The organism is Paenirhodobacter sp. CAU 1674 (assembly GCF_029222945.1).
Taxonomy (GTDB): domain Bacteria; phylum Pseudomonadota; class Alphaproteobacteria; order Rhodobacterales; family Rhodobacteraceae; genus Rhodobacter.
In genome coordinates this window covers 333309-358834 of sequence record NZ_JARHUH010000002.1, presented here as the reverse complement: position 1 = coordinate 358834, position 25526 = coordinate 333309, and the positions used below count along the sequence as shown (strand labels likewise).

24 protein-coding genes are annotated in these 25526 nt (G+C 65.9%); 13 read left to right on the top strand and 11 right to left on the bottom strand.

The window, feature by feature from the left end; genetic code table 11:
• Nucleotides 1-366 precede the first annotated feature (366 nt).
• Nucleotides 367-3264 carry an isoleucine--tRNA ligase gene (ileS, locus tag P2G62_RS03955; RefSeq protein ID WP_275733567.1) on the top strand — a complete coding sequence of 966 codons (2898 nt, stop codon included), beginning with the start codon at nt 367-369 and terminating at the stop codon, nt 3262-3264.
• Nucleotides 3265-3311: 47 nt separating this feature from the next.
• Here the strand turns inward: ileS and P2G62_RS03950 are convergent, their stop codons facing one another.
• The 4 genes from P2G62_RS03950 to fsa all read right to left on the bottom strand — a co-directional run bounded on the left by P2G62_RS03950 (nt 3312) and on the right by fsa (nt 6473).
• Entirely contained in the window at nt 3312-4010 is a 699-nt protein-coding gene (locus tag P2G62_RS03950; protein ID WP_275733566.1) for a CDP-alcohol phosphatidyltransferase family protein, read from the bottom strand.
• Between the two features lie 50 nt (nt 4011-4060).
• Nucleotides 4061-4981, bottom strand: a complete 921-nt coding sequence (locus P2G62_RS03945) for a tyrosine recombinase XerC (RefSeq protein WP_275733565.1) — start codon at nt 4979-4981, stop codon at nt 4061-4063.
• Nucleotides 4981-5685 (bottom strand): DUF484 family protein, encoded by a 705-nt coding sequence (locus tag P2G62_RS03940; RefSeq protein WP_275733564.1) that lies wholly within the window; start codon nt 5683-5685, stop codon nt 4981-4983. The genes P2G62_RS03945 and P2G62_RS03940 overlap by 1 nt, the downstream gene beginning before the upstream one ends.
• Nucleotides 5686-5819: 134 nt before the next feature.
• Entirely contained in the window at nt 5820-6473 is a 654-nt protein-coding gene (gene fsa, locus P2G62_RS03935) for a fructose-6-phosphate aldolase (RefSeq protein WP_275733563.1), read from the bottom strand.
• Nucleotides 6474-6670: 197 nt separating this feature from the next.
• On the opposite strand from fsa, the gene P2G62_RS03930 reads away from it, so the two are divergent.
• A complete protein-coding gene (locus tag P2G62_RS03930; RefSeq protein ID WP_275733562.1) occupies nt 6671-8860 on the top strand; it encodes a primosomal protein N' in 2190 nt (729 codons plus the stop codon).
• Between the two features lie 87 nt (nt 8861-8947).
• On the opposite strand, the gene P2G62_RS03925 is transcribed toward P2G62_RS03930, so the two are convergent.
• Complete coding sequence (locus tag P2G62_RS03925; protein ID WP_275733561.1) at nt 8948-10009, bottom strand: YeeE/YedE family protein; 1062 nt, start codon at nt 10007-10009, stop codon at nt 8948-8950.
• Nucleotides 10010-10142: 133 nt separating this feature from the next.
• On the opposite strand from P2G62_RS03925, the gene P2G62_RS03920 reads away from it, so the two are divergent.
• The 4 genes from P2G62_RS03920 to P2G62_RS03905 all read left to right on the top strand — a co-directional run bounded on the left by P2G62_RS03920 (nt 10143) and on the right by P2G62_RS03905 (nt 13414).
• Entirely contained in the window at nt 10143-11360 is a 1218-nt protein-coding gene (locus P2G62_RS03920) for an MFS transporter (protein WP_275733560.1), read from the top strand.
• A gap of 58 nt (nt 11361-11418) precedes the next feature.
• Nucleotides 11419-12054, top strand: a complete 636-nt coding sequence (msrA, locus tag P2G62_RS03915) for a peptide-methionine (S)-S-oxide reductase MsrA (protein WP_275733559.1) — start codon at nt 11419-11421, stop codon at nt 12052-12054.
• 50 nt (nt 12055-12104) lie between these two features.
• A complete protein-coding gene (locus P2G62_RS03910) occupies nt 12105-12974 on the top strand; it encodes a 50S ribosomal protein L11 methyltransferase (protein WP_275733558.1) in 870 nt (289 codons plus the stop codon).
• 89 nt (nt 12975-13063) lie between these two features.
• A complete protein-coding gene (locus P2G62_RS03905) occupies nt 13064-13414 on the top strand; it encodes a hypothetical protein (RefSeq protein WP_275733557.1) in 351 nt (116 codons plus the stop codon).
• A 73-nt stretch (nt 13415-13487) separates the two neighbouring features.
• On the opposite strand, the gene P2G62_RS03900 is transcribed toward P2G62_RS03905, so the two are convergent.
• Complete coding sequence (locus P2G62_RS03900; RefSeq protein ID WP_275733556.1) at nt 13488-13676, bottom strand: DUF1127 domain-containing protein; 189 nt, start codon at nt 13674-13676, stop codon at nt 13488-13490.
• 327 nt (nt 13677-14003) lie between these two features.
• Here P2G62_RS03900 and ruvC point away from each other — a divergent pair, with 327 nt between their 5' ends.
• The 4 genes from ruvC to P2G62_RS03880 all read left to right on the top strand — a co-directional run bounded on the left by ruvC (nt 14004) and on the right by P2G62_RS03880 (nt 16823).
• The gene (gene ruvC, locus P2G62_RS03895; RefSeq protein ID WP_275733554.1) at nt 14004-14552 is read left to right on the top strand and encodes a crossover junction endodeoxyribonuclease RuvC; all 549 of its coding nucleotides are present in this window, start codon (nt 14004-14006) and stop codon (nt 14550-14552) included.
• The gene (ruvA, locus tag P2G62_RS03890; protein ID WP_275733553.1) at nt 14549-15217 is read left to right on the top strand and encodes a Holliday junction branch migration protein RuvA; all 669 of its coding nucleotides are present in this window, start codon (nt 14549-14551) and stop codon (nt 15215-15217) included. The genes ruvC and ruvA overlap by 4 nt, the downstream gene beginning before the upstream one ends.
• Nucleotides 15218-15302: 85 nt before the next feature.
• A complete protein-coding gene (gene ruvB, locus P2G62_RS03885) occupies nt 15303-16340 on the top strand; it encodes a Holliday junction branch migration DNA helicase RuvB (RefSeq protein ID WP_275733552.1) in 1038 nt (345 codons plus the stop codon).
• A 75-nt stretch (nt 16341-16415) separates the two neighbouring features.
• Complete coding sequence (locus P2G62_RS03880; protein WP_275733551.1) at nt 16416-16823, top strand: group III truncated hemoglobin; 408 nt, start codon at nt 16416-16418, stop codon at nt 16821-16823.
• 28 nt (nt 16824-16851) lie between these two features.
• On the opposite strand, the gene P2G62_RS03875 is transcribed toward P2G62_RS03880, so the two are convergent.
• Nucleotides 16852-17871: a TIGR01620 family protein gene (locus tag P2G62_RS03875; protein WP_275733550.1), complete on the bottom strand. Its 1020-nt coding sequence runs from the start codon at nt 17869-17871 to the stop codon at nt 16852-16854.
• Nucleotides 17868-19271: a YcjX family protein gene (locus P2G62_RS03870; RefSeq protein WP_275733549.1), complete on the bottom strand. Its 1404-nt coding sequence runs from the start codon at nt 19269-19271 to the stop codon at nt 17868-17870. The genes P2G62_RS03875 and P2G62_RS03870 overlap by 4 nt, the downstream gene beginning before the upstream one ends.
• 149 nt (nt 19272-19420) lie before the next feature.
• On the opposite strand from P2G62_RS03870, the gene truA reads away from it, so the two are divergent.
• A complete protein-coding gene (gene truA, locus P2G62_RS03865; protein ID WP_275733548.1) occupies nt 19421-20191 on the top strand; it encodes a tRNA pseudouridine(38-40) synthase TruA in 771 nt (256 codons plus the stop codon).
• Between the two features lie 23 nt (nt 20192-20214).
• Here truA and P2G62_RS03860 read toward each other — a convergent pair whose 3' ends face one another.
• Together P2G62_RS03860 and P2G62_RS03855 are read right to left on the bottom strand one after the other, a co-directional pair.
• Nucleotides 20215-22140 (bottom strand): nucleoside-diphosphate sugar epimerase/dehydratase, encoded by a 1926-nt coding sequence (locus P2G62_RS03860; protein WP_275733547.1) that lies wholly within the window; start codon nt 22138-22140, stop codon nt 20215-20217.
• A gap of 97 nt (nt 22141-22237) precedes the next feature.
• A complete protein-coding gene (locus P2G62_RS03855) occupies nt 22238-22843 on the bottom strand; it encodes a sugar transferase (protein WP_275733655.1) in 606 nt (201 codons plus the stop codon).
• A 296-nt stretch (nt 22844-23139) separates the two neighbouring features.
• Between P2G62_RS03855 and P2G62_RS03850 the strand changes: the two genes are divergently transcribed.
• Entirely contained in the window at nt 23140-23631 is a 492-nt protein-coding gene (locus tag P2G62_RS03850) for a VOC family protein (RefSeq protein ID WP_275733546.1), read from the top strand.
• On the opposite strand, the gene P2G62_RS03845 is transcribed toward P2G62_RS03850, so the two are convergent.
• Nucleotides 23579-24508, bottom strand: a complete 930-nt coding sequence (locus tag P2G62_RS03845) for a DMT family transporter (protein WP_275733545.1) — start codon at nt 24506-24508, stop codon at nt 23579-23581. The genes P2G62_RS03850 and P2G62_RS03845 overlap by 53 nt on opposite strands.
• Nucleotides 24509-24646: 138 nt before the next feature.
• On the opposite strand from P2G62_RS03845, the gene P2G62_RS03840 reads away from it, so the two are divergent.
• Nucleotides 24647-25495, top strand: a complete 849-nt coding sequence (locus P2G62_RS03840) for an AraC family transcriptional regulator (RefSeq protein WP_275733544.1) — start codon at nt 24647-24649, stop codon at nt 25493-25495.
• The last annotated feature ends 31 nt before the right edge of the window (nt 25496-25526 follow it).

Below are 25526 nucleotides of genomic sequence, written 5' to 3'. Positions count from 1 at the left end.
GTTGTTGCGCGCCCACCCTAGGGCATTGCGCGGGCGGATTGAAGGGGCGGCGCTGCGTGACGCGGCCGCAGGGGGCGCTGCCCCCTCGGGCCTTGCGGCCCTCACCCCCGGGATATTTCAGCCAGAAAGAAGGATGGGATTTTCTTTCTGGAGCAAATATCCCGGGGGAGCGCGGAAACGCGCGGAGGCAGCGCCCCCAACCCGCTTGCCGCGCCGCGCCCGCCCGCCTATAAGGCAGCCATGACACGGCACGCTTACATCCAGCGAATTACCGGCCCGGCGCTCTGACGCGTCAGGGTTGCCGGGATATGTAAGTCCGTCACGGGCGCAACAGATGCGCCCATCCCTTCTGAGGAATTTTCCCGAATGTGCGCCGATACGCCCGAAGCTTCCGTCGATTACCGCGACACCGTCTTCCTGCCCGAAACCGATTTCCCGATGCGCGCGGGCCTGCCCGCCCGCGAACCCGAATGGCTTGCCCGCTGGGAACGGATCGGCATCTATGACCGCCTGCGCGAGAAACAGGACCGCCCGTCCTTTGTGCTGCATGACGGCCCGCCCTATGCCAACGGCCACCTGCACATCGGCCATGCGCTGAACAAGATCCTCAAGGATTTCATCGTCCGCAGCCAGCAGATGATGGGCCATGACGCGCGCTATGTGCCGGGCTGGGATTGCCACGGCCTGCCGATCGAATGGAAGATCGAGGAACAATACCGCGCCAAGGGCCTGGACAAGGACGCCGTCGACGTCGTCGATTTCCGGCAGGAATGCCGCAAGTTCGCCGAGGGCTGGATCGACATCCAGCGCGAGGAGTTCAAGCGCCTCGGCATCACCGGCAAGTGGGACAAGCCCTATCTGACGATGGATTACCACGCCGAGGCGGTGATCGCGGACGAGTTCATGAAGCTGCTGATGAACGGCACGCTCTATCAGGGGTCGAAACCCGTGATGTGGTCGCCGGTCGAGAAGACCGCGCTGGCCGAGGCCGAGGTCGAATATCACGACCACACCAGCCACACGATCTGGGTGCGGTTCAAGCCGGTCGCCGGTCTGGACGGCGCGCAGGTCGTCATCTGGACGACGACCCCCTGGACCATCCCGCAAAACCGCGCGGTGGCCTATGGGCCGGGCATCGCCTATGGCCTTTACCGCGTCGATACGCTGGAAGAGAAATCCACCGCGACCGAGGGCGAAACGCTGGTGCTGGCCGATGCGCTGGCGCAATCGGTGATGACGGCGGCCAAGGTCGCGGGCTTTACCCGCATCCGCGATGTGAGCGTGAGCGAGTTCGAAGGTGTGATCCTGCGCCATCCCTATGCCGGCGTCGACGGCGGCAATGGCGAATGGGATTACGACGTGCCGATGCTGCCGGGCGATCACGTCACCGACGATGCGGGCACGGGCTTTGTCCATACCGCGCCCAGCCACGGCGATGACGACTATCAGCTGGGGCTGAAGTTCGGGCTGCAAATGACCTATAACGTCGAGCCCGACGGCAGCTATCGCGCCGATCTGCCGCTGTTCGGCGGGCAGGCGATCATCCTGCCCGATGGCAAGGAAGGCCCCGCCAACGTCAGCAACATCAAGCAACTGGCCTATGCCGGCGCGCTGCTGGCCAAGGGCAAGGTCAAGCACAGCTATCCGCACTCGTGGCGCTCCAAGGCGCCGCTGATCTATCGCAACACGCCGCAATGGTTTGCCGCGATCGACTACAAGCTTGACGACGGCATGGGCACCTATGGCGATACGATCCGCGAGCGCGCGCTGACCTCGATCGACCAGCTGGTGCAATGGACCCCGCAGACCGGCCGCAACCGCCTGTTCTCGATGATCGAGGCGCGGCCCGACTGGGTGCTGTCGCGCCAGCGGGCCTGGGGCGTGCCGCTGACCTGCTTCGTGAAGAAGGGTCTGCGCCCGACCGACCCCGATTTCCTGCTGCGCGATCCGCAGGTCAATGCCCGCATCAAGGAAGCCTTCGAGACCGAGGGCGCCGATGTCTGGTATACCCCCGGCTTCAAACAGAAAATGCTGGGCAACGTGGTCAACCCCGACGATTACGATCAGGTGTTCGACGTGCTCGACGTGTGGTTCGACAGCGGCTCGACCCATGCTTTCGTGCTGCGCGACCGCCCCGATGGCACGCCCGACGGGATCGCCGATCTGTATCTGGAAGGCACCGACCAGCACCGCGGCTGGTTCCATTCCTCGATGCTGCAGGCCTGCGCCACCAAGGGCCGCGCGCCTTACCGTGGTGTGCTGACGCACGGCTTCACGCTCGATGAAAAGGGCATGAAGATGTCCAAATCGCTGGGCAATACCGTGGCGCCGGCCGATGTGATCAAGGATTACGGCGCCGACATCCTGCGCCTGTGGGTGGCGCAGTCGGATTACACGGTCGACCTGCGGATCGGGAAGGAAATCCTGAAAGGCGTGGCTGACAGCTATCGTCGGCTGCGCAACACGCTGCGCTTCATGCTGGGCAATCTGGCGGGCTTCGACGAGGCCGAGCGCATCGCCCCCGCCGAGATGCCCGAGCTGGAGCAATGGCTGCTGCACCGTCTGGCCGAACTGGATCAGACCGTGCGCAAGGGCTACAAGGCCTATGACTTCCAGGGCGTTTTCCAGGCGCTGTTCAACTTCTGCACGGTCGATCTGTCGGCCTTCTATTTCGACATCCGCAAGGATGCGCTGTATTGCGATGCACCGGACAGCACGCGGCGCCGGGCCGCGCGCACGGTGCTGGACCTGCTGTTCCATCGTCTGACCGGCTGGCTGGCGCCGATCCTGCCCTTCACGATGGAGGATGTCTGGCTGTCGCGCTTCCCGGGCGAGGACAGCTCGATCCACCTGCTGGACTTCGCGGATACGCCGGCCGACTGGCGCAACGAACCGCTGGCCGCGAAATGGGACGGCATCCGCCGTGCCCGCCGCGCCGTGACCGCCGCGCTGGAGGTGCAGCGCACCGCCAAGATGATCGGCGCCAGCCTGGAGGCCGCGCCGGTGGTGCATGTCGAGGATGCGAACCTGGCCACAGCGCTCAAATCGGTGAATTTTGCCGATCTGTGCATCACCTCGGGCCTGTCGGTCACCGGCGATCCGGCCCCGAACGAGGCCTTCCGCCTGCCCGAAGTGCCCGGCGTGGCGGTGGTGTTCGAAACCGCGATGGGCGAGAAATGCGAGCGCTGCTGGAAAATCCTGCCCGATGTCGGCAGCCACGCGCATCCCCATACCTGCAAACGCTGCAATGACGCGTTGAACTGACCAAAAGGGCGCCTTCGGGCGCCCTTTCCCTTCCCTACGCCTTGGGATCAGACGGCGGGTTTGTGCGGGATGATTTGCTGGGCGATGCCCACCAGCAGCAGATAGACCGACGTCACCACCAGCCCCCAATGCGCCCAGCTTTCAGGGTGGAAATCGACCCAGGCCGCCCAGCCTGCAAACACCGTCCAGGCCAGCGCCATCGGCAGCGACAGCACGCGCCAGCGCAGCGTGCGGGTCGGATGGATGAATTTCAGCGGGAAGAACATCGCCACCGACAGCGCCAGCACGACACCCAGCGTCACCCAGTATCCGGGTTCCAATGCGAACAGAACCAGCACCACCATGTTCCAGCACGCCGGAAAACCGGAAAAGGAATTATCCTTCGTTTTCATGCGCGTATCGGCAAAATAGATGACGCTTGCATAGGTGATCGCGATGATCGCCAGCCACCCGGTCCAGCCCGGCAGCAGCCCCGACTTGAACAGCGCATAGGCCGGGATGAAGACATAGGTCAGGTAATCGACGATCAGATCCATCAACACGCCGTCATAGGTCGGCCAGTTGTGCTTGACGTCATAGCGCCGCGCCAGCGGGCCGTCGATGCCATCGACGAACAGTGCCACCACAAGCCACAGGAACATCAGGCTCCATTTTTCCTCGACGGCGGCCAGCATGGCCAACATCGACAAGACCGCCCCGGAGGCAGTCAGCAGATGCACGGAAAGGGCTTTGACACGAAGATCCATAGGCCCCTCTTGCCGCATCGCGCCCGCAAGGGCAAGACACGGGCCGCAGGTCAGGCCCGGGGATGTGCCTGGCGATAGACCTGCATCAGGCGGGCGGTGTCCACGGCGGTATAAACCTGCGTGGTGGCAAGGCTGGCGTGGCCCAGCAATTCCTGGATCGCACGCAGATCGCCGCCCGCCGCCAGCAGATGCGTGGCAAAGCTGTGGCGCAGGGCATGGGGCGTGGCCGTCGCGGGCAGACCCAGCGCCATGCGCGCCTGCTCCATCGCGCGGGCGATCAGCCGCGGGTTCAGCGGCCCGCCGCGAGCGCCCCGAAACAGCGGTTGTCCCGCCGCTGCCGGATAGGGGCACAGGCGCAGATACTCGGCCACCGCATCGCGGGCCGCCGGCAGCACCGGCACCAGCCGTTCCTTGTCGCCCTTGCCGCGGATGCGCAGCACATCCGGCAGCGGCACCTGTTCGCCGGTCAGGCCCAACGCCTCGGAAATCCGCAACCCGCAGCCATACAGCAGCGTCACCACGGCGGCATCGCGCGCGGCGATCCAGGGCTCCATCGCCTGGGTATCGACCTGCGCAATCACCGCCCGTGCGGCATCTTCGCTGAGCGGGCGCGGCAGCTTGCGTTGATATTTCGGCGCGCGGGCCGCCAGAACATGGGTCGGATCAAACCCCTCGCGGTCGGCCAGCCAGCGCATGAAACTCTTGACCGACGACAGCGCCCGCGCCAGCGAGCGCGACGCCACCCCACGCCCGCGCTCATGCGCCATCCAGGCCCGCATGTCGGACTGGCCGATCTGCGCCAGCCGCGCCAGACCCAGCCCGCCGCCGTGATGCTGATGCAAAAACCCCAAAAACCCCGCAACATCCGTGCGATAGGCTTTGATCGTATGGGCCGAAGCGCCCTGCAGTGCCCGCAGATGGTCAAGCCATGCGGCCAGCGCATCGCCGGCAGCTGCCGAAACCCCCGCCATCAGCCCAGCCAGCGGCGCATCGCCCGTTCGAACACGCCCGCAAAGAACGCCAGCAGGTCGGTGCCCTGTGCGGGTTTGAACTGATGCGGATCTTCCGCGCCCATCACCAGAAGCCCCGGCAACCGCCCCGGCCCGAAATCCAACCGCATCAGCGCCTCGGACCGGATCCAGCCCGCCGCCTCGCCATAGATCGCGCCCGAATGCGGCGAGGTCTGCCGCAACACCACCGCGCGCGGCTGCGCCTGCCGCCCGGCGCGCATGTATTCCTGAATGAACCCCGGCTCGGCCACGCACAGCACATCGCCCAGCCGCCGCAACGCCGGGTCGTTTTCATTGTGCAGGCTTTCCAGCACCAGCCGCACGCAATCGACGCGCAGGATCTCGGCCACCTCGGTGTGCAACGCTTTCAAAAAGGACTCGAAATCCAGCGGATCCAGCAGCTTGAGCACCGCACGATGCACCTGATTGGTGCCCGCAAGGTTTTCGTAGGCCGCCGCGATGACCGACCGGTGCGTGTCTTCCAGACGGTCCAGCCGCGCCTCGAGCCGCGCCATCGCAACCCCGCGCAGATCGACGATATTGGCCCCCATCGCCGCCTCGTTGGCCGCGATCAGAGCGCGCATCAGGTCGCGGTCTTCCAGAATGACTTCGGGGTCGGAAATGATCTTTTCACGCAGTTGATCTGCGAATGCCGCGTCGCTCATGCCTGTTTCGGTGCCCGTTTGGTGCTGATTTTGAAGCAGATTACACCAATCGCGCGGAAAATCAGGCAGAAAATGTACCCCGAATGAAAACGGCCCGCCACTGTGGCGGGCCGATCCATGGCAGGGGCGCGGCCTCAGACGATTTTCTGCCCGGTCTTGGCCCAGTCTTTCAGGAACTGATCCAGCCCCTTGTCGGTCAGCGCATGGTTCGCCATCGCCTTGATGACGGCGGGCGGCGCGGTGATCACGTCGGCGCCGATGCGGGCGCAATCGGTGATGTGATTGACCGAACGGATCGAGGCCGCAAGGATCTGCGTCTTGAAATCGTAGTTGTCATAGATCGTGCGCATGTCCTCGATCAGCTGCATGCCATCCAGGTTGATGTCGTCCAGACGACCGATGAACGGGCTGATGAACGTAGCCCCCGCCTTGGCCGCCAGGATCGCCTGCGCCGCCGAGAAGCACAACGTGACGTTGACCATATGGCCTTCGGATGCGAAAGCCTTGCAGGCGGTCAGGCCATCCCAGGTCAGCGGAACCTTGATCGCGATGTTGGAGGCGATCTTGGCCAGTTTCAGACCTTCGGTGATCATGTCCTTGGCCTCGGTGGCCACGACCTCGGCCGAGACCGGGCCCGAAACCATGTCGCAGATTTCCTTGGTCACTTCGATGATGTCGCGCCCCGATTTCAGGATCAGCGAAGGGTTGGTGGTCACACCGTCCACCATGCCAAGGTCGTTGAGTTCCTTGATGGCGGCCACATCGGCGGTATCGACGAAGAATTTCATAAGGGCTCTCCACAGCAGCAGTTGCGCGCCTGATAGCGCAAACCCGCGCGGCTGCCTAGGGCGGAATCGGCGAAAGGGGGCGCTGCCCCCCGTCGGCTGCGCCGCCGCCCCCCGGAGTATTTGGACCAAGAAGAACAGCCCGTTTCTTCTTGGCAAAAATACTCCCGCCGGAGGCATTCAGAATTCCGGGGCGCGCCATGTCTGAGCAAAGCCATTTCCCCGAAGGCGCGCGGGTCTCGGTTCTGACGACCGAGCCCGTGGGGCGGCCGCTGGATTACCGCGCCCCTGAAGGCGGGTGCGCTTTGGGCGATTTCGTCGAGGTGCCGCTTGGCCCGCGCAAGGTGATGGGCGTTGTCTGGGGGGCGGGCGACGGGCGTTTTGACGCCGCCAAGCTGCGCGCGGTCGGGCGGGTGCTGGACGTGCCGCCAATGCGCGACGAGCTGCGGCTGTTTCTGATGCGGATGGCAGAGTACACGATGACCTCGCGCGCGGGGGTGTTGCGGCTGGCCACGCGCACGCCGGGGCTGTTCGATCCGCCGGGTGCGCGCAGGATCTATCGGCTGGGCGCCGCACCCCCCGCGCGGATGACCGAGGCGCGCGAGAAGGTGCTGGAGGTGCTGCGCGATCATGGCGGGGCGGGGTTTTACCTGACCGAACTGGCACAGCTTGCCGGTGTCACGCCGCAGGTGGTGAAGGGGCTGGCAAAAACGGGCGCGATCGACGAGGTCGAGCAGCCGCGCGACCTGCCCTTTCCGCGGCTTGACCCCGCCTTGCCGGGCAAGGATCTGTCCCCCGATCAGGCCGCCGCGGTGGCCGCGCTGCGCGATCCCGCCCGCGATTTCGGCGTGACGCTGCTGAAGGGCGTGACCGGCTCGGGCAAGACCGAGGTTTATCTGGAGGCGGTGGCAGATTGCCTGCGGCAGGGGCGGCAGGCGCTGGTGCTGCTGCCCGAGATTGCGCTGACCTCGGAATTCCTGACCCGGGTCGAGGCGCGATTTGGCGCGCGGCCCGGCGAATGGCATTCGGGCGTGACGCAATCCGAACGCCGTCGCCTATGGCGGATGGCCGCCGAGGGCGGCGTGCAGCTGGTGGTGGGTGCGCGTTCCGCGCTGTTCCTGCCGTTCCGCGATCTGGGGCTGATCGTCGTCGATGAGGAGCACGACACGTCTTACAAGCAAGAGGAAGGCGCGCTTTACAACGCCCGCGACATGGCGGTGCTGCGCGCCTCTTTTGCCGGGGCGCAGGTTGTGCTGGCCTCTGCCACGCCCAGTCTGGAAAGCTGGGTCAATGCCGAGGCGGGCAAATACCGGCGCATTGATCTGGCGGCGCGGTTCGGCGCCTCGGACCTGCCCGAGATGCGCGCGATCGACATGCGCGAGGAGCGGATCGAGCCGCAGCACTGGATTTCACCGACGCTGGTGGGCGAGGTTCTGGCGCGCATCCGCAACGGCGAGCAGGCGATGCTGTTTCTAAACCGTCGCGGCTATGCCCCGGTCACGATCTGCCGCGCCTGCGGGCATCAGATCGGCTGCGATCACTGCGATGCGCGCATGGTCGAGCACCGTTTCCAGAACCGGCTCGTGTGCCATCAATGCGGCGAGACGAAACCGATCCCGACCGTCTGCCCCAATTGTGGCGTCGAGGGGCGGCTGGCGCCGGTGGGCCCGGGGGTCGAGCGGCTGGCCGAAGAGGTCACCGAACGCTTCCCCGATGCGCGGGTGGCGGTGCTGTCCTCGGATCTGTTCGGCTCGGCCCGCGCGCTGAAAGAGGCGATCGGCAGCATTGCGCAAGGCGATGCCGACATCATCATCGGCACCCAGATCGTGGCCAAGGGGCACAACTTCCCCAAGCTGACACTGGTGGGCGTGATCGACGCGGATCTGGGGTTGCAGGGGTCGGACCTGCGCGCGGCGGAACGTACCTTTCAACTGATGCGGCAGGTCGCGGGGCGCGCGGGGCGGGCGGAAAAGCCGGGGCTGGCGCTGCTGCAAAGCTATCAGCCCGAGCATCCGGTGATCCGCGCCATCCTGAGCGGCGAGGAAGAGGCCTTCTGGCGCGAAGAGGCCGCGCAGCGCCGCGCGCAGGGGGTGCCGCCCTTTGGCCGGATGGCGGGGATCATTCTGTCGGGCCCCGATCTGCAGCCGCTGTTCGACATCGGCGCCGAGCTGACGCGGCGGCGCGGCCCGCTCGACCGGATCGGCGCGCAGATCTTCGGCCCCGCGCCCGCACCGATTGCCCGGGTGCGCGGTCGGCATCGGGTGCGTATGCTGATCAAGGCCGAAAAGACCGCGCCCCTGCAGGCGGCACTGGCGGTCTGGGTGCGGCAGGTCAAGCTGCCGCCGAATGTGCGGCTGGCCATCGACATCGACCCGCAAAGTTTCCTGTAAGGCGCGGTTTTCTGTAAGGCGAAGCTGGGGGCCCTGCCCCCAGACCCCCGGGATATTTCCGCCAGAAAGAAGTGGAGAGGCCGGGGCTCAGGCCGCTTGGGGCCGCAAGACGCGCTGATCCAGCAGATAATCGGTCGCCATCGCGCCGATCCACATGCAAAACAGCGCCAGCCAGGCGGTGCCCGCAAAGACCGAACCGCCCGTGACACCATTGCCGATGGCGCAGCCCCCCGCCAGCATCGCCCCGAACCCCATCAGCACCGCGCCGATCATCGAGCGGCGCATCACCGGAACGGAATCGAAGGCCTGCCAGGCGAATTGCCCGGCCAGAAGCGAGCTGAGGAACGCGCCGATCACCACGCCGGGCACCAGGCCCACGTCGAATTCCAGCACCGCGTTGCGATCCAGAAAGAACATCAGCGTGTTGGCCGAGGGGCCCGAGAAGGTGACCGAGGTCACCGGAACCGGCTCGAACGCGACCTGGCTGAGGGAGAAGGTCAGCACCCAGCCCACCGCCACCGCAAAACCCACGCCCGAGGCGAAGATCAGCGTCTTGGCGCCGATCCGGTTGCGCCGCGCCAGCACCAGCCCCAGCACCGCAAACACCAGCCCCACCACCAGCCCCGCCCATTCGGGCAGATGCAGCGCATTGATCAGGTTCACGTTTTCAGACCCCGTCACCCACAACGCGGCCAGCTTGTCACGCCAGGGCGCCAGAATGCCCTTCAGGCTCATCTGTGCGGTCACCGCAAAGATCAGCCCCGAAACCACCGAACGCAGGTTGCCGGTCGAGGCCAGCACCAGCAGCCGCCCCGAACAGCCGCGCGCCATCACCATGCCCGCGCCAAACAAGAGCCCGCCAATCATCGCCCCCGACCAGCTGCCCGGAACCGACATCATCCGGCTGTCGCCCGCCCGGAACAGGCCCAGCAATTGCGCCCCCTGCACCCAGACCAGCGCGGTCGAGAAGGTCAGGAACCACACCGCCACCTTCTGCCCCATCTTGCCACGGGCGAATTCGACGGTTGCGGCGCGCAGACAGAAATTCGACCGTTGCGCGGCCACACCGAACACCAGCCCGGTCAGCACCCCGAACAGCGCCGCCGTCGGCCCCTCGCCAATGCGTTCGACGATTTCCACGATGTCCATGGCGACCCTCCCTGTGCGCGCAATGCCGCCATGCCAGCATAGCAGAAGTTTCGCATTGATCTGAATCATCTCTCTTGCACCGGCCCATCGCGCGGCCTAGGCGGGAGTGGTCCCAATCGAAGGCCCTTCCAAGATGCGCGAAATCACCCTTGCCGAAGGCTATGCCCTGCCCCGCTGGCGCCGCCCCGACGCGCTGCTTTACCTGATGGCCGCGGCGATGCCGATTTCCTTTGCCACCTGGTCGGCGCTGCTGAACAATTTCGTCATCGAGACGGCGGGCTTCACCGGGCGCGAGATCGGCTGGCTGCAATCGGTGCGCGAGGTCCCGGGGTTTCTGGCGATCGGGGTGATCGTGCTCTTGTGGGTGCTGCGCGAGCAGGTGCTGGCGGTGCTGGCGCTGCTGCTTTTGGGGGCGGCAACGGCGGTGACGGCGATGTTTCCGCATTTCGGCGGGATGTTGTTCGTGACGCTGCTGTCGTCGATCGGGTTTCACTATTTCGAAACGGTGAACCAGTCACTGCAACTGCAATGGATCGACCGCAAGCACGCGCCGCAGACCATCGGGCGGATCGTCGCGATCGGGTCTGGCGCCTCGCTGGCGGCCTATGCGGTGCTGGTGCTGACCTGGAAGACCTTCAACCTCAGCTATGGCTTCGTCTATGGCGTGTCGGGCGGCGCGACCATCGTCATGGCCCTGGCTGCGGCGCTGCTGTACCCGCAGTTTCAGGCGCCAGAGCCGCAGCTGAAAACCTTCGTGCTGCGCCGCCGCTACTGGCTTTATTACGCGCTGCAGATGATGGCCGGCGCGCGGCGGCAGATCTTTGTCGTCTTTGCCGCGTTTATGATGGTCGAACGCTTCGGCTTTCGGGTTGATGAAATCACCGCGCTGTTTTTGATCAACTATGCCGCCAACATGCTGGCCGCGCCCTGGATGGGCCGCGCCGTGGGCCGCTGGGGCGAACGGCGCGCGCTGATCGTCGAATATATCGGGCTGACCTTCGTGTTTCTGGCCTATGGCGGGGTCTACTGGTTCGGGTGGAGCGCGACCGTCGCAGGCGCACTTTACGTCATCGACCATCTGTTCTTCGCGCTGGCCTTCTCGCAAAAGACCTATTTCCAGAAGATCGCGGACCCCGGCGACATTGCGCCCACCGCCGCCGTGGCCTTCACCATCAACCATATCGCCGCGGTGTTCCTGCCGGCGGTTCTGGGCTATCTGTGGCTGGTCTCGCCCGCGGCGGTGTTCGGGCTGGCGGCGGGGATGGCGCTGGTCTCGCTTGGCCTGTCGCTGCTGATCCCGCGCCATCCCGACAAGGGGTATGAGACCATCTTCGCGCGCCCGCGGCACTGAGCATGCGGGCTGGAAATCCGGCCCGCACCCCCTATCTTGCCGCGAAAGGAGACCGCCCATGCGCCCCACCCGCCTGCCCACCCAAGCCGAGGCCCTGCCCGGCCGCCCCACCCCGATGCCGCTGAGCGCGCCGCATTTCCTGACCGGGCGCGACCTGCGCGCCCCCGTGCCCCAGGGGATGGAGCAGGCCATGTTCGGCATGGGCTGTTTCTGGGGGGTAGAGCGCAAGTTCTGGTCGCTGCCCGGCGTATGGCTGACGATGGTCGGCTATGCCGGCGGGCTGACCCCGAACCCGACCTACGCCGAGGTCTGCACCGGCCAGACCGGCCATAACGAGGTCGTGCGGCTGATCTTCGACCCTGCGCAGATCAGCTATGCCGCGTTGCTGCAGGTATTCTGGGAAAATCACGACCCGACGCAGGGCATGCGGCAGGGCAACGATCAGGGCACGCAATATCGGTCGGGCATCTACACCTATTCGCTGGATCAGGCCGAAGCCGCCGCAGCCAGCCGCGCCACCTATGCCGCCCGGCTGACCGCAGCGGGTTATGGTGCGGTCACCACCGAAATCCTGCCCGCGCCCGAATTCTATTATGCCGAGGATTACCACCAGCAATATCTGGCCAAGAACCCGGGCGGCTATTGCGGGCTGGGCGGCACCGGCGTCAGCTGCCCCATCGGGCTCGGCGCTTGACCCGCGCCCCCCGTTGCGCGAAAGCGGGGGAACCCAGATCAGGAGCCGTCATGCCGACCTTTACCGCATTCACCACGCTTGCCGACCGCGACCGCGCCGAGGAACTGGCCGAACTGATCGAAGATCTGGAGCCTGCGCCCTATGGCACCGGCGTGTTCGAGATCGAGGACGGTTCCGAACGCTGGGAGGTCGGCGCCTATTTCCTGGAAGCGCCGAACGAGGTGGTGCTGGATCTGCTGGCCGCCGCGCATGATGCCGCGCCCTTCGCCGTGTCGGAACTGCCCGAAACCGATTGGGTCGCCCATGTGCGCCGCGAACTCGCGCCGGTCGTGGCGGGGCGGTTTTTCGTCTACGGCGCGCATGACGCCGACAAGGTGCCCGCCGACGGCATTCCGCTGCTGATCGAGGCGGCGATGGCCTTTGGCACCGGGCATCACGGCACCACGCTGGGCTGCCTGAGCGCGCTGGACCGGATGGAACGCGCGGGCCTGCGGGCGCATAAGGTGGCCGACATCGGCTGCGGCACGGCGGTGCTGGCGATGGGCGCGGCGAAGCTGTGGCCCGAAACGGTGCTGGCCTCGGACATCGACCCGGTCGCGGTGGAAACGGCGGCAGCCAATGTCGTGGCCAACGATCTGGACGGTCGCGTGATCTGCCTTGAGGCAGCCGGGTTCGAACATCCGCAGCTGAAGGCCGCCGCGCCCTATGACCTGATCTTTGCCAATATCCTGAAGGCACCGCTGATCGCGCTGGCGCCCGACATGGGCCGCTATTGCGCCGAATCGGGGCATGTCATCCTGTCGGGCATCCTGCATGAACAGGCCGACGAGGTGATCGCTGCCTATCAGACGCAGGGTTTCAATCTTGAATCGCGCGACGAATACGGCGACTGGACCACATTGGTTCTGAAACGTGGATAATCAGCCGATACCGCTCTCGAAACGTTAATAAATTCGATGCATACTTAACAAAGCTACAGCGTAACGAGTTTTGTTGACAGGGTGCCGAAATGGGCGAACCGACCCAAAATTCATTCAAGGAGCGTTTGACGCGTCTTGAGAAAATCCATGCGTCAGGCGGCGCATTCGAGGCGACCGGGACGCTGGGGCGCAGCTATTTCGATGCGAACCGTCAAAGGCGCCATCGCCCGTTTCCCTGGCGCGGTCTGGCGCTGGTCTGTCTGGCAATGTTGCTGTTCAAGGCCGTTCTGCTGGCACAGCTGGATGTCCAGCTCTACACCGCCCGCGTGGAGGCGCTGTCCAACGGCTCCCTGATCGAACAGGTCGCGGGCTGGGTGTTGAAACCGGACCCCGCAACCCATCTGATCTCGGGTCTGTTCCAGCCCCTGTTCGGCAGATAAGCCCCGCGCCATGCGCAATACAAAAGGCCGCGCAGGATATGCGCGGCCTTTTGTCATTCACAAACATCAGCCCTCAGCGGGTGACGCGGTCGATATCGTAACGGGTCAGACCGATGTCGTTCAGCTCACGATCGCTCAGCTTGGCGAGCGCGTTGCGGGTCACCCGCGCATCATTCCAGGCAAGCACGGTCTCGATCAGTTTCGTCACTGCCCCGGCCCGACCGTTCCGGACCAGAACGCGGTTGGTGTCATAGGCGGACATTGCGCGATTCCTTCATAAACTGCATAATTTGCGGGCTAAGCCCTTCGAGACCCGCACATAGATTGCGCCATTTGCGAAAACAACTCCCACCCGGACAGCCCCGATATGCGTTTTTTGCATGCCGAATTAACTGTTTAACCGGGTTTTCGGGGGATCGGTCAATTCGCCCGCCAAACCGGTCGCTTTGCACGTTCCCACCGCCCCTTTCACGGCATTCCACCCGGTGCGGTCGGCATTTTCACCGCCCCACCCGGCGCAGCTTCCACTTTGCGATGTTCACTTTTCGTGCTAATCGTGAGAAAAAGGCAACAAGGCAGGGCAGCATTCATGCGCGTGATCGGTATCGACCCGGGGCTTCGCAACCTCGGATGGGGGGTGATCGACATGGCAGGATCGCGTCTGAGCCATGTTGCCAATGGAATCATCCACTCTGCCGGTGAAGATCTGGCCCTGCGCCTGCTGGCCCTGCACAGCGCCCTGACCGAGGTGATCGCCCGTCACGCCCCCGATGCCGCCGCCGTCGAACAGACTTTCGTCAACAAGGACGCCGTTGCCACGCTGAAACTGGGGCAAGCGCGCGGCATCGCGCTTCTGGTGCCTGCGCAGGCCGGGCTGCCGATCGGCGAATATGCCCCCAATGCGGTGAAGAAAGCCGTCGTGGGCGTGGGTCATGCCGACAAGCTGCAGGTGCAGCACATGGTGCGCCATCAGCTGCCGGGCGTCACCTTCGACGGTCCCGATGCCGCCGATGCGCTGGCCATTGCGATCTGCCACGCGCATCATCTGCAAACCAGCGCCCGGATGGGCGGAAGCCTGTCGCGCGCGCCGATCGACATCACCGGCGGTCAGGCCCGGATCAGGAGGGCGCAGCCATGATCGGACGGATTGCCGGCACCATCCTGCATCGCGCCATGGATCACGTCCTGATCGACGTGCGCGGCGTGGGCTATATCGTCCATGTCTCCTCGCGCACCGCGCAAAACCTGCCCCCGGTGGGCGAGGCCTGCGCGCTTTATACCGAACTACTGGTCCGCGAAGACCTGCTGCAACTGTTTGGCTTCCCCACCCTGATCGAGAAGGAATGGCATCGGCTGCTGATCTCGGTGCAGGGGATCGGCGCCAAGGCCGCACTGGCGATCCTGGGCACCCTGGGCGCAGAAGGTGTCGGTCGTGCCATCGCCCTTGGCGACTGGTCCGCGATCAAATCCGCGCCCGGCGTCGGCCCGAAACTGGCGCAGCGTGTGGTGATGGAACTGAAAGACAAGGCACCCAGCGTGATGGCGATGGGCGGCAGCTTCACGGTGGACACAACGCCTTCGGATGCGGTGATCGAACCGGCCGGCGCACCGCGCGGGCGCACCGCCCCCGCCGCCACGCCCAAGGTCAACTTCACCGCCGAGGCGCTCAGCGCGCTGACCAATCTTGGCTACAACCCCTCCGAAGCCGCCAGCGCCGTGGCCCAGGCCGCCGATCACCCCGAGGCCACCGACACCGCCAAACTGATCCGCACCGCCCTGCGCCTGCTGGCACCAAAGGACTGATCCCTTCTTCTTGGCACAAATACTCCGGGGGTGCGGGGGCTGGCCCCCGCTTGCCTCGCCCCCTACAAAGGCGCAAAACTGACCCATGACCGAGCCCGACCCCACCCTGCGCCCAGAGCGCCAGCCCGATGACACCGACCGCGCCCTGCGCCCACAGGTGCTGGACGATTTCGTGGGGCAGGCCGAGGCCCGCGCCAATCTGCGCGTCTTCATCGAAAGCGCCAAGATGCGCGGTCAGGCGATGGATCACACGCTGTTTCACGGCCCGCCCGGTCTGGGCAAGACGACGCTGGCGCAAATCATGGCGCGCGAGCTGGGCGTGAATTTCAAGATGACCTCGGGGCCGGTGCTGGCGCGCGCGGGCGATCTGGCGGCGATCCTGACCAATCTGGAACGCAACGACGTGCTGTTCATCGACGAGATCCACCGCATGAACCCCGCCGTGGAAGAGGTGCTCTATCCCGCGATGGAGGATTTCGAACTGGACCTCGTGATCGGCGAGGGGCCCGCCGCGCGCACCGTGCGGATCGAGCTGCAGCCCTTCACGCTGGTCGGCGCGACCACCCGGCTGGGCCTGCTGACCACGCCGCTGCGCGACCGCTTCGGCATCCCGACCCGGCTGCAATTCTATACCGAGGCCGAGCTTGACCTTATCGTCACCCGCGGCGCGCGGATGTTGGGCATTCCGTCCGAACCCGAGGGGACGCTGGAAATCGCCCGCCGGGCGCGCGGCACGCCGCGGATCGCGGGGCGCCTGCTGCGCCGGGTTGTCGATTTCGCGCTGGTCGAAGGTGACGGCCGGCTGACCCGCGCGCTGGCCGACACGGCGCTGACCCGTCTGGGCGTCGACAATCTGGGCCTTGATGGCGCGGACCGGCGCTACATGATGCTGATGGCCGAACATTACGGCGGCGGGCCGGTGGGGGTGGAAACCCTGTCCGCGGCACTGTCCGAAAGCCGCGATGCGATCGAAGAGGTGATCGAACCCTATCTGCTGCAGCAAGGTCTGGTGCAACGCACCCCGCGCGGGCGGATGCTGGGCGCGCGGGCCTGGCGCCATCTGGGGCTGGAGGCGCCCCGCCCGCCCGCCGCGCCGCAGACCGATCTGTTCGGCGACGCCTGAGCCCAGACCCCGCGTCACCCTGCCCGCTTGCTGCCCCCGCCCCCCGCGCCTATCTGAGCGCGACAAGGAGCCGCCATGACCCAGATGCCCCCCCGTTTCGAGATCACCGAGGCCGAGATCGACCGCGTCGTCGCGCGGTTCTACACCCGGGTGCGCGCGCATCACCTGCTGGGCCCGATCTTTGCCGGTCATGTCACCGACTGGCCCGAACATGAGGCGAAAATCGCCCGGTTCTGGAAAGGCGCGATCCTGTTTCAGCCCGGCTTCGACGGCAGCCCGATGATGGCGCACCGCCGCGCGGGCGATGTGGCGCCCGGACATTTCCCGATCTGGCTGGGCCTGTTCGACGAGACCCTGCGCCAAAGCCTCGATCCGCTGGCCGCGGCCGCCTGGTCGGCGCTGGCCCATCGCATCGGTCACGGGCTGCGGCAAGGGGTCGAGGACATCGGCAGGCCCGCGAACGTGGTGCCGAACCTGCGCTAGGATATGAGTATTTGGGCCAAGAAAAAGATCAGCCGTCGCTTTGCGATGCCTTGGCCTTGCCGAACAACCCGGTCAGTGCACGCCCCGTCAGGTTCGTGACACGCGGTTTCTGAAGCGCGCGGAACGGCATCGGGCGACAGACCTCGATCGCGGCCACGCCAACGCGCGCCGTCAGCGCCCCATTCACCACCCCCTCACCGAAACGGCGCGAAAGTTTCGAAAACAGATGCCCGCCGGTGACGGTTTCGATCAGATCGTCGCCCACCGCGACCGCGCCGGTGGCGACCAGATGTGTCAGCACCGTGCGCGCCAGACGCAGACTGCCCAAGCTGCCCGCGCGGCCCCCGTAAATCTCGGCCACGCGGCGGATCATCCGCAGATTGGCGGTCAGCGCCGTGAAAACATCGGCCAGGGCCAGCGGCACCAATGCGGTGACCGTTGCCACGGTGCGCGCCGCGGCCTCGATTTCCAGCCGGGCAGCCGCGTCGAGCGGCGCCATCAGCTCGGTCTCGGCCAGGTTGAGCAAGGTGATGGTATCAAGCTGTTCGGGCGCACGCTCGGCCAGCCGCGCGCGGGACCAGTCCATCTCGGGACGCGCGGCATACAGCCCCGAAACATGGGTCACGACCTTGCGTGCCCGGGCCAGATCGTCGGCCTGCGCGGCGGCTGTAACTTCGCGATGAACCCGGTCAAGACGGCGCAACCGCGCGAAGGCCGCCAGTTCGCGCAGCCCCATCAACGCCGCCGCAAACACGAACACGGCCAGAAGCCCGGCCCCGACCCAGCCCAGCACCGGGTTCGCCGCAAACAGGTTCTCGACAAACCGCCAGGCCGCGACCGAGATCACGAACCCCAGCAGCGCCACCGTCGCCTGCCAGAAGAACCGTGCAAGACGCGACGCAGGCCGTGCCGCCAGGCGCGCCGCGATCTGCATCGCCCGCCCCTCGGGGCGGTCGGATACCGGATCGAACAAGTCCTGCACAGGCGGCGCATCGGCGGGCGAGGCCGGGGGTTCGCTCAGTTCGATCAGCACGGGTTTATTGGTCATAACTTGTCCCCGATCAGGAATTCGGCCGCCCGGTCCAGCCGGATATGCGGCGGCCCATCGCCCGGGCGCAACTGCACCGCGGCGGGTGCGAAGCCCATGATCGCATAATCCTCGTCCAGCCAGTGCTGCGCGCCGCCGCGTGCGGGCGCCAGCAATTGCGCCGGATCGGCAGGCAATTCGCCCGGGTAAAGTGCCGCATTCCGCCCGTCCAGCAACCGGCCGCGCACCGCCGGCAAGTCGCGTCCGTCATGGGTCAGCGTTTCTTCGGTCGTGGCACGCAGCGCGGCGATCGCCATCGCCTGCGTCTTGGCTCCGGCGAAATCCGCGCGGTCGCGCGCTTCGCGCAGCAGCGCCTCGGTGATGGCGGTCAGGCGGGCATGTTGCGAATGGTGCAGATGGTCGGCCTTGGTCGCGGCGAACAGGATCTTCTCGACCCGGCGCGCGCCCAGCAGTCCGGCCAGAAACCCCGCCGTGCCCGGCCGGAACGCCGCCAGAATTCCCGCCATCGACTGGCGCAGATCCTCCAGCGCGGCGGGGCCTGCATGGATCGCGCCCAGCACATCGACCAGCACCACCTGCCGGTCGATCCGCGCGAAATGATCGCGGAAGAACGGGCGCACGACCTCGCGTTTATAGGCGTCAAAGCGGCGCTCCATCTCGCGCCCCAGACTGCCGCGCGGATAGTCACCCGGCGGGATCGGCGCGAAGGTCAGCACCGGCGAGCCCGCCATTTCGCCGGGCAGCAGGAAGCGACCGGGCGAGCAGTCGGAAAATCCTGCCTCCCGCGCCGCCTGCAGATGGGCTGTGAAAGGCTCGGCCAGGGCTTTCGCCGCAGGCTCGCCGAACGGGGCGCCCAGATCCGCCGCGGCCAGCCGCGCAAGATAGTCGTCGCCCCGCGGACGAGACGCCAGCCGTGACAGCGCGCCTTCGGACCATTGCGCGAAGGTCTTGTCCATCAACCCGAGATCGAGCAGCCATTCGCCCGGGTAATCGACGATATCCAGATGCACCGTGCGCATCCCGCGCACCCCGCCCAGAAACCCCGACGGCGCAACCCGGAACGACAACCGCAATTCGGAAATCGCGCGCGTGCCCTCGGGCCAGTGCGGCGCGGGGCCGGTCAGCGCGGCAAGATGGGATTCGTAATCGAAGCGCGGCACGGTATCGTCGGGCTGCGGCTGCAGGAATGCTGCCCGGATCTGCGCAGCGCCGCTCAGTGCGGGCATGCGCCCACGGTCCAGAAGATTGGCCACCAGCGAGGTGATGAAAACGGTCTTGCCCGCGCGCGACAGCCCGGTGACGCCCAGCCGGATGACCGGCTCGAACAGCGCCTCGGAAACCGAAGCGCCCACCCCCTCGACCCTGCGGGCCAGACTATCGGCGAAGTCAGAAATGCCCAAATCCGGCGCCTTTCCTTGCTTTGGCTCATAGATAGGCGGACGCGGCGCGATTTGTTAGGGGGAAAGGCGGCGATCGGGCGGGCGCGTGGACAGTGGGTATCAGACAGCGGGGGATTGTCAGGCAGAGGCGGGCAAGCTAAGGCCAAAGAATGCCGAGATTTGCCTTCAAAATCGAATATCACGGAGCGCCGTTTGCGGGCTGGCAGCGCCAGTCCGGCCAGCCCTCTGTGCAAGGGGCGATCGAGGCGGCCCTGTCGAAGCTGGAACCCGGGCCGCATACGATCGCGGCCGCCGGGCGCACCGATGCGGGCGTTCATGCCACGGCGCAAGTGGCGCATGCGGATCTTGCCAAGTCCTGGGACCCGTTCCGCCTGTCGGAAGCGCTCAACTGGCATCTGAAGCCCGACCCGGTCGCGATTGTCGCCTGCGCGCCTGTGCCCGATGATTTCCACGCCCGGTTTTCGGCGCAGGAGCGGCGCTATCTGTTCCGGCTGATCCAGCGCCGGGCACCGGTGACCCACGAACGCGGGCTGGTATGGCAGGTCCTGCACCCGCTGGATGCCGAGGCGATGCGGGCGGGCGCCGCGCATCTGGTCGGGCATCACGACTTCACCACGTTTCGCTCGACCATGTGCCAGTCCGCCAGCCCGGTGAAGACTTTGGACGAGATCCGCATCGAGGAAGTCATCCTCCCGCATGGGCGGGAATTCCGCTTTCACCTGCGCGCCCGCAGCTTCCTGCACAATCAGGTGCGATCAATCGTCGGCACGCTGGAACGGGTGGGCGCGGGCGCCTGGGCCCCGGCAGATGTGAAGGCGGCGCTGGAGGCCCGGGATCGCGCGGCCTGCGGGCCGGTTTGCCCACCGCAGGGCCTGTATCTTTGCGGCGTCGGGTATCCGGACGACCCGTTCGGGGCGTGATCCGGGCGTGCGCCTGGCGCACACTATTCCGCCACATGGATCACCCGCCTGCCCGCCCGGGCGATCTGCACCTGCAACGCTGCGTCGGGCAGGTTTTGCGGCGCATATTCCCGAACCGCCCGGACCACCACCTCGAGCATATCGGCCTCATGCCCCCCGTCGACCGCGGCACGCAGATCCCGCAAGATTGCCGCCATTTCAATCTCGGACAGGTGGTCTTCGCGCACCCGGATGATTTTGGGATGGGCCGTAATCTGCGCCCCCCGGCGCATCATCAGTTCCTCATGCAGTTTCTCGCCCGGACGCAGGCCGGTCACGACGATCTCGATATCGCCCGCGGGATTGTCTGCATCACGCACGGAGTAGCCCGCCGCAACGATCATTCGCCGCGCCAGATCGCCAACCCGCACCGGCTGGCCCATGTCGAGCACGAAGACCTCGCCGCCTTCAGCGAAAGACCCCGCCAGCAGGACCAGCCGTGACGCTTCCTGAATGGTCATGAAATAGCGCGTCACCCGATCGTCGGTCAGCGTTACCGGCCCACCCCGAGCGATCTGTTCCTGAAACAGCGGGATCACCGACCCGGACGAGCCCAGCACGTTGCCAAATCGGACGGTCGAAAAGATGGTCTGTGTCGCGCGAGTGGCCAGATCCTGCACGATCAGTTCCGCCATCCGTTTCGAGGCCCCCATAAGATTGCCCGGCCGCACCGCCTTGTCCGAAGAGACCAGCACGAAACGCGCAACCCCTGCTTCCAGCGCGGCCCGCGCCAGAACAGCCGTGCCCAACGCATTGTTGGCAAGACCCGCGCGCAGGTTCTGTTCGACCAGGGGCACATGTTTATAGGCGGCGGCATGTAGCACGACCCCGATATCGTGCCGCGCCAGCACCTGCGCAACCAGCGTGCCGTCACAGACCGAGCCGAGCACAGGCACCACCTCGACCCCGGTTGCCTCGGCCAGACTCCGCATCTCGGCCTCGGCATTGTAGAGCGCGAGTTCGGAGAGTTCGAACAGCACCAGCCTGGCGGGGCGACAGGCGATCATCTGGCGGCACAATTCCAGCCCGATCGAGCCACCGGCCCCGGTAATCATCACATTGGCGCCACAATAGGCCCCGCCATCGCCGCCCAAAGCCGCATCCAGCGGGTCGCGCGCCAGCAGGGCGGCGGGTGTTGCGGGCATCAAGCGGTTCAGCAAGGCGTCACCGCCATGAAGTTGCGCGAAGGAGGGCAGCGTCTGCACCTCGACCCCCATCGTTTCAAGGCGCTTGCGCAGAAAGCTCTGCTTGTCGGCGGAAACCGAGGGCATCGCAAGGATCACACGATTGATCTTGAACCCCTCGACCACCTTCGCCGCGCGTGCCCCGGAATGCACGGGCACACCGTTCACCGTCATCCCGTCCAGCGCCGCATTATCGTCCAGAAATGCATAGGTGATGACATCGGGGCGTTTGTGCAACTCGGCGGCCAGCGCCATGCCCGTGCGCCCCGCGCCGTAAATCGCGACACGCGTTACGGCAGGCGACCGGCGATAGATTTCGGTCACGAGGCGAAACAGCAGATGTCGTGACAGGAAATGAAGAACGACATAGCTCAGGGCAAAGACGATATGAAAGCTCACCGGCAGATCAGAACCCGTCAGCCGTGCCAACAGCCCCGAGAGCGCCCCGAGAAGTGCCGCAACCGCCGCGGTCTGCACCAAGACATCGCCATGATAATCCTTGAGCCGCACCCGGCACAGGCCGAGGTGCTTGCCGAACAGAACCGCGGTCAGCATCAGGAGTACCACCAGGGCCCGATGCGCGTGCAGATCGGCAAGAAACGCCCGTTCACCGGCATCCTGCAAGGCCAGCGCCGCACCGAAGGCCAACAGAACCAGCGCTGCGTCGACAAGCAGCAATATCCGGGCTTTTTGCGGGCGCGTCAGAGAGAAAAATGCCTTTATCATGCCGCCTCTCGAAACCTTCCCCCGTGTTGCACTAGATCGCAGAAAGCTTGCCCATCGTTTAACGGCCAAGGCCACGCAGCGGATTTTCCCCTGACCATCAGCTCAGGACACGCCGGATCGTGCGCAGCAGCAGTAGAATATCGAAACCGAGCGAGGCGTGGTCCTGATAGATCAGATCGAGTCGGGCCTTCATGGGCATGCACGAGCGGACATAGACCCCGTCGCTTTCCTCGGGCGTGGTGCAGCGCGCCAACAACCGCTCTTCATGGCGGTGATAGTGGAGCGAGGCTAGCCCGGTCACACCGGGACGCGATTTCAGCACCAGTCCATAGATCCCCGGAAACCGCTCCACATACGCGCGCAGCGGCGGGCGCGGGCCTACGAAGCTCATATCGCCCTTCAGAATGTTCCAAAGTTGCGGCAACTCGTCCGCCCGCGTCCTGCGCAGGATCCGCCCGATCGGCGTGATACGCGCCGCCTTGTGCCCGCCCGAGATGCCGCCATCGGCCGCATCCACCGTCATGGTGCGGAATTTCCACAGCGCGAACCCCTCGGTCGGGGATTTCATGCGTTCGGACACATGAAAGAACGGGCGGCCCTGCGCCACCGCAAGTACCACCACGACGACAAGCATCACCGGCGCCAGAAGCGGCAGCAGCAGAAGCGCCAGCACAACGTCGAACAGCCGTTTCGACAGCCCGATCTGCCGCGTTCCAGCAGGGCGGCGTGCCGCGAAGGGGCGGCCTTGGACAAAGCGCCCGGGAAACGGCAGCGCAAGCGCGACACTGCGGGCGAACGAGGGCTGGATCTGGCGTGCGGGCTTCATCATGCCAACAGGACTAAGGGAAACCTGTCTACCGAACCCTTAACGCGCACGCACAACCGGGGCGTGAATAAATGTGCAAATTTACACAAATTCTGAGCGATTTTCTCGAATGGCGCACACCCAGCCCTGCGCCTATCTTCGCATCAACACCCGTACATCGGCAGGAGACCCCAATGACCAACCCCATCCATCCGCAGGCCCGCATCGGCCACGTCCACCTGAAAGTCGCCGATCTGGAGCGCGCCATCGCCTTTTACTCCGGCGTTCTGGGTTTTGAACTGCAACAGCGGTTCGGCACCCAGGCGGCATTTCTGGGCGCGGGCGGCTATCATCATCACATCGGGCTGAACACCTGGGAAAGCAAGGGCGGCAAGCCGCCTGCACCGGGCACGACCGGGCTTTATCACACCGCGTTCCTGTATCCCGACCGCGCCCAGCTGGCCGATGCGCTGCGCCGGGTCGTGGCGGCGGGTGTGCCGCTGGAAGGTGCCGCCGATCATGGTGTGTCAGAGGCGATCTATCTGCGCGACCCGGACGGCAACGGGGTCGAACTCTATCGTGACCGCGCGCCCGAGGACTGGCCGCGCGACGCCGAGGGCAACCTGAAGATGGTCAACGCCCATCTGGATTTGCACGCCCTGCTGGCAGAGGCGCCCCGGGACTGAGGCGCCGTTTTCGGGCTGGCGCGAACATGACCGCATTGCCGGCAAGCGTCAGCCCCAACCCCGCCAACGCCAGCGGTGTCCACACGAAGCCCTCATACAGGCTCGACGCGATCAGAGCGATCACCGGGAACATCACCGTCGCATAGGCCGCGCGCCCGGTGCCGATCCGGGCCACCAGCATCAGATAGGTGGTGAAGCCCACGATCGAGCCGAAGATCGACAGATAGGCCAGCGCCCCCCAATAGCGCAGGTCGGGCGGCGGTGGCAGCGGCGTGCCCGTTGCCACCACGATCGCCAGCAGGATCAGCGCGCCATAGCCCATACCCCAGGCATTCGCGGTCAGCGGCGGAATCCCCGCCGCCGAATTGCGCCGCGACACCATGTTGCCCAGACTGAAGAACAAGGTGCCAAGCGCCGCCAGCCCCATCCCGCGCAGCGTGTCGCCATTCACCTGATGGCCGATCAGGTCGGGCGCGAACAAAAGCCCCAGTCCCGCCGCCCCAAGGCCCGTGGCCAGCAACGCGCGCGGACGGATCGTATCGCCAAAGATCAGCCTTGCATTGACCGCATTATAGATCGTGGCGAGCGAGAAGATCACCGAGACCAGGCCCGAGGGAATGAACCGCGTGGCATTGTAAAAGCAGATGAAATTCAGCGAGAACAGGCAGATCCCCTGCAACACGATGAACCGGTGCTGCCGCCAGGGCACCGCCGTGAGCCGCCCCGTCAGCGCGAGCGCGGGCAGCATCAGCACCGCCGCCAGCGCAAAGCGGTAGAAGACCGAGGCCAGCACAGGCACCGGACCCAGTTGAAACGAGATCGCGATCCAGGTGGTGCCCCAGATCAGCACGGTAGCGACAAACAGCATCAGGGTCATGGCAGGCTCCTTTGACGGGGCTATGCCACGGCCTGCGGTGGTGCGCTTGCACGATCTTGCGGCTATTTTCACGCGTCGCTTCAGGCCCCGTTCCGGCGCGACGCCGCCGCTGCTAAAAGGGCCGGGAAAGGGGCACTCATGGCCGCGACCGCAACCGTTTTCGAAAGCCTCAGCCGCTCGAACGCGCGGCTGGAAGCCGCGCGCGATCTGGGCGCGGGGGCTGCATTGGCGGTCTGGTCGAACACGCGCGACCGGGTGCGCTATGAAAACACCCGGATGCATGTGCTCAGCCTCTATCTGGAGAACGGTCAGGAATGCCGCAGGCTGGACCGGGGGCGGATCACCGGGGCGCCCGGGGCGGTCTGCATCATGCCGCAAGGCGCGCAGTCCGACTGGGAAATCGGTGGCGCCTTCCGCTTCCTGCATCTGTATCTGCCCGACGCGCAATTGCGCCACTTCGCGGCCGAAACGCTGGGGCACGCGCCCGCCCGGATCGACCTGCCGGAACTGACCTTCGCCACCGCGCCGGACCTTGCCACGCATCTGTGCACCCTTGCCGCGGTGCAGGCGCGCCCCTTGGCCGCCCGCGCCGCCCTGCTGGATCTGATGCACCATCTGCTGACCGCACCCGGGCTGGGAAACCTGCGCGCCGAACCGCTGCGCGGCGGTCTGGCCCCGGCGGTGCGGCGCCGGATCTGCACCTTTATCGAGGACACTCTGGACAGCGCCCTGCCGCTGGCCGATCTGGCCGCGCAGGCCGGGCTGTCCGAATTCCATTTTCAACGCATGTTCACCGCCACGCTTGGCCTCAGCCCGCAGCGCTATGTCGAGACGCGGCGGATCGCCCGGGCCGAGGCGCTGATCGCGGACGGCACGCCGCTGGCCGAGGTCGCCGCCGCCTGCGGATTTGCCCATCATAGCCACCTGACCCGCACATTCCGGGCCCATCGCGGGGTGACGCCCAGCGTCTGGCGCGCCGCACTTTGACACCGATACAAGCCAGATCTGGACCTTGCCG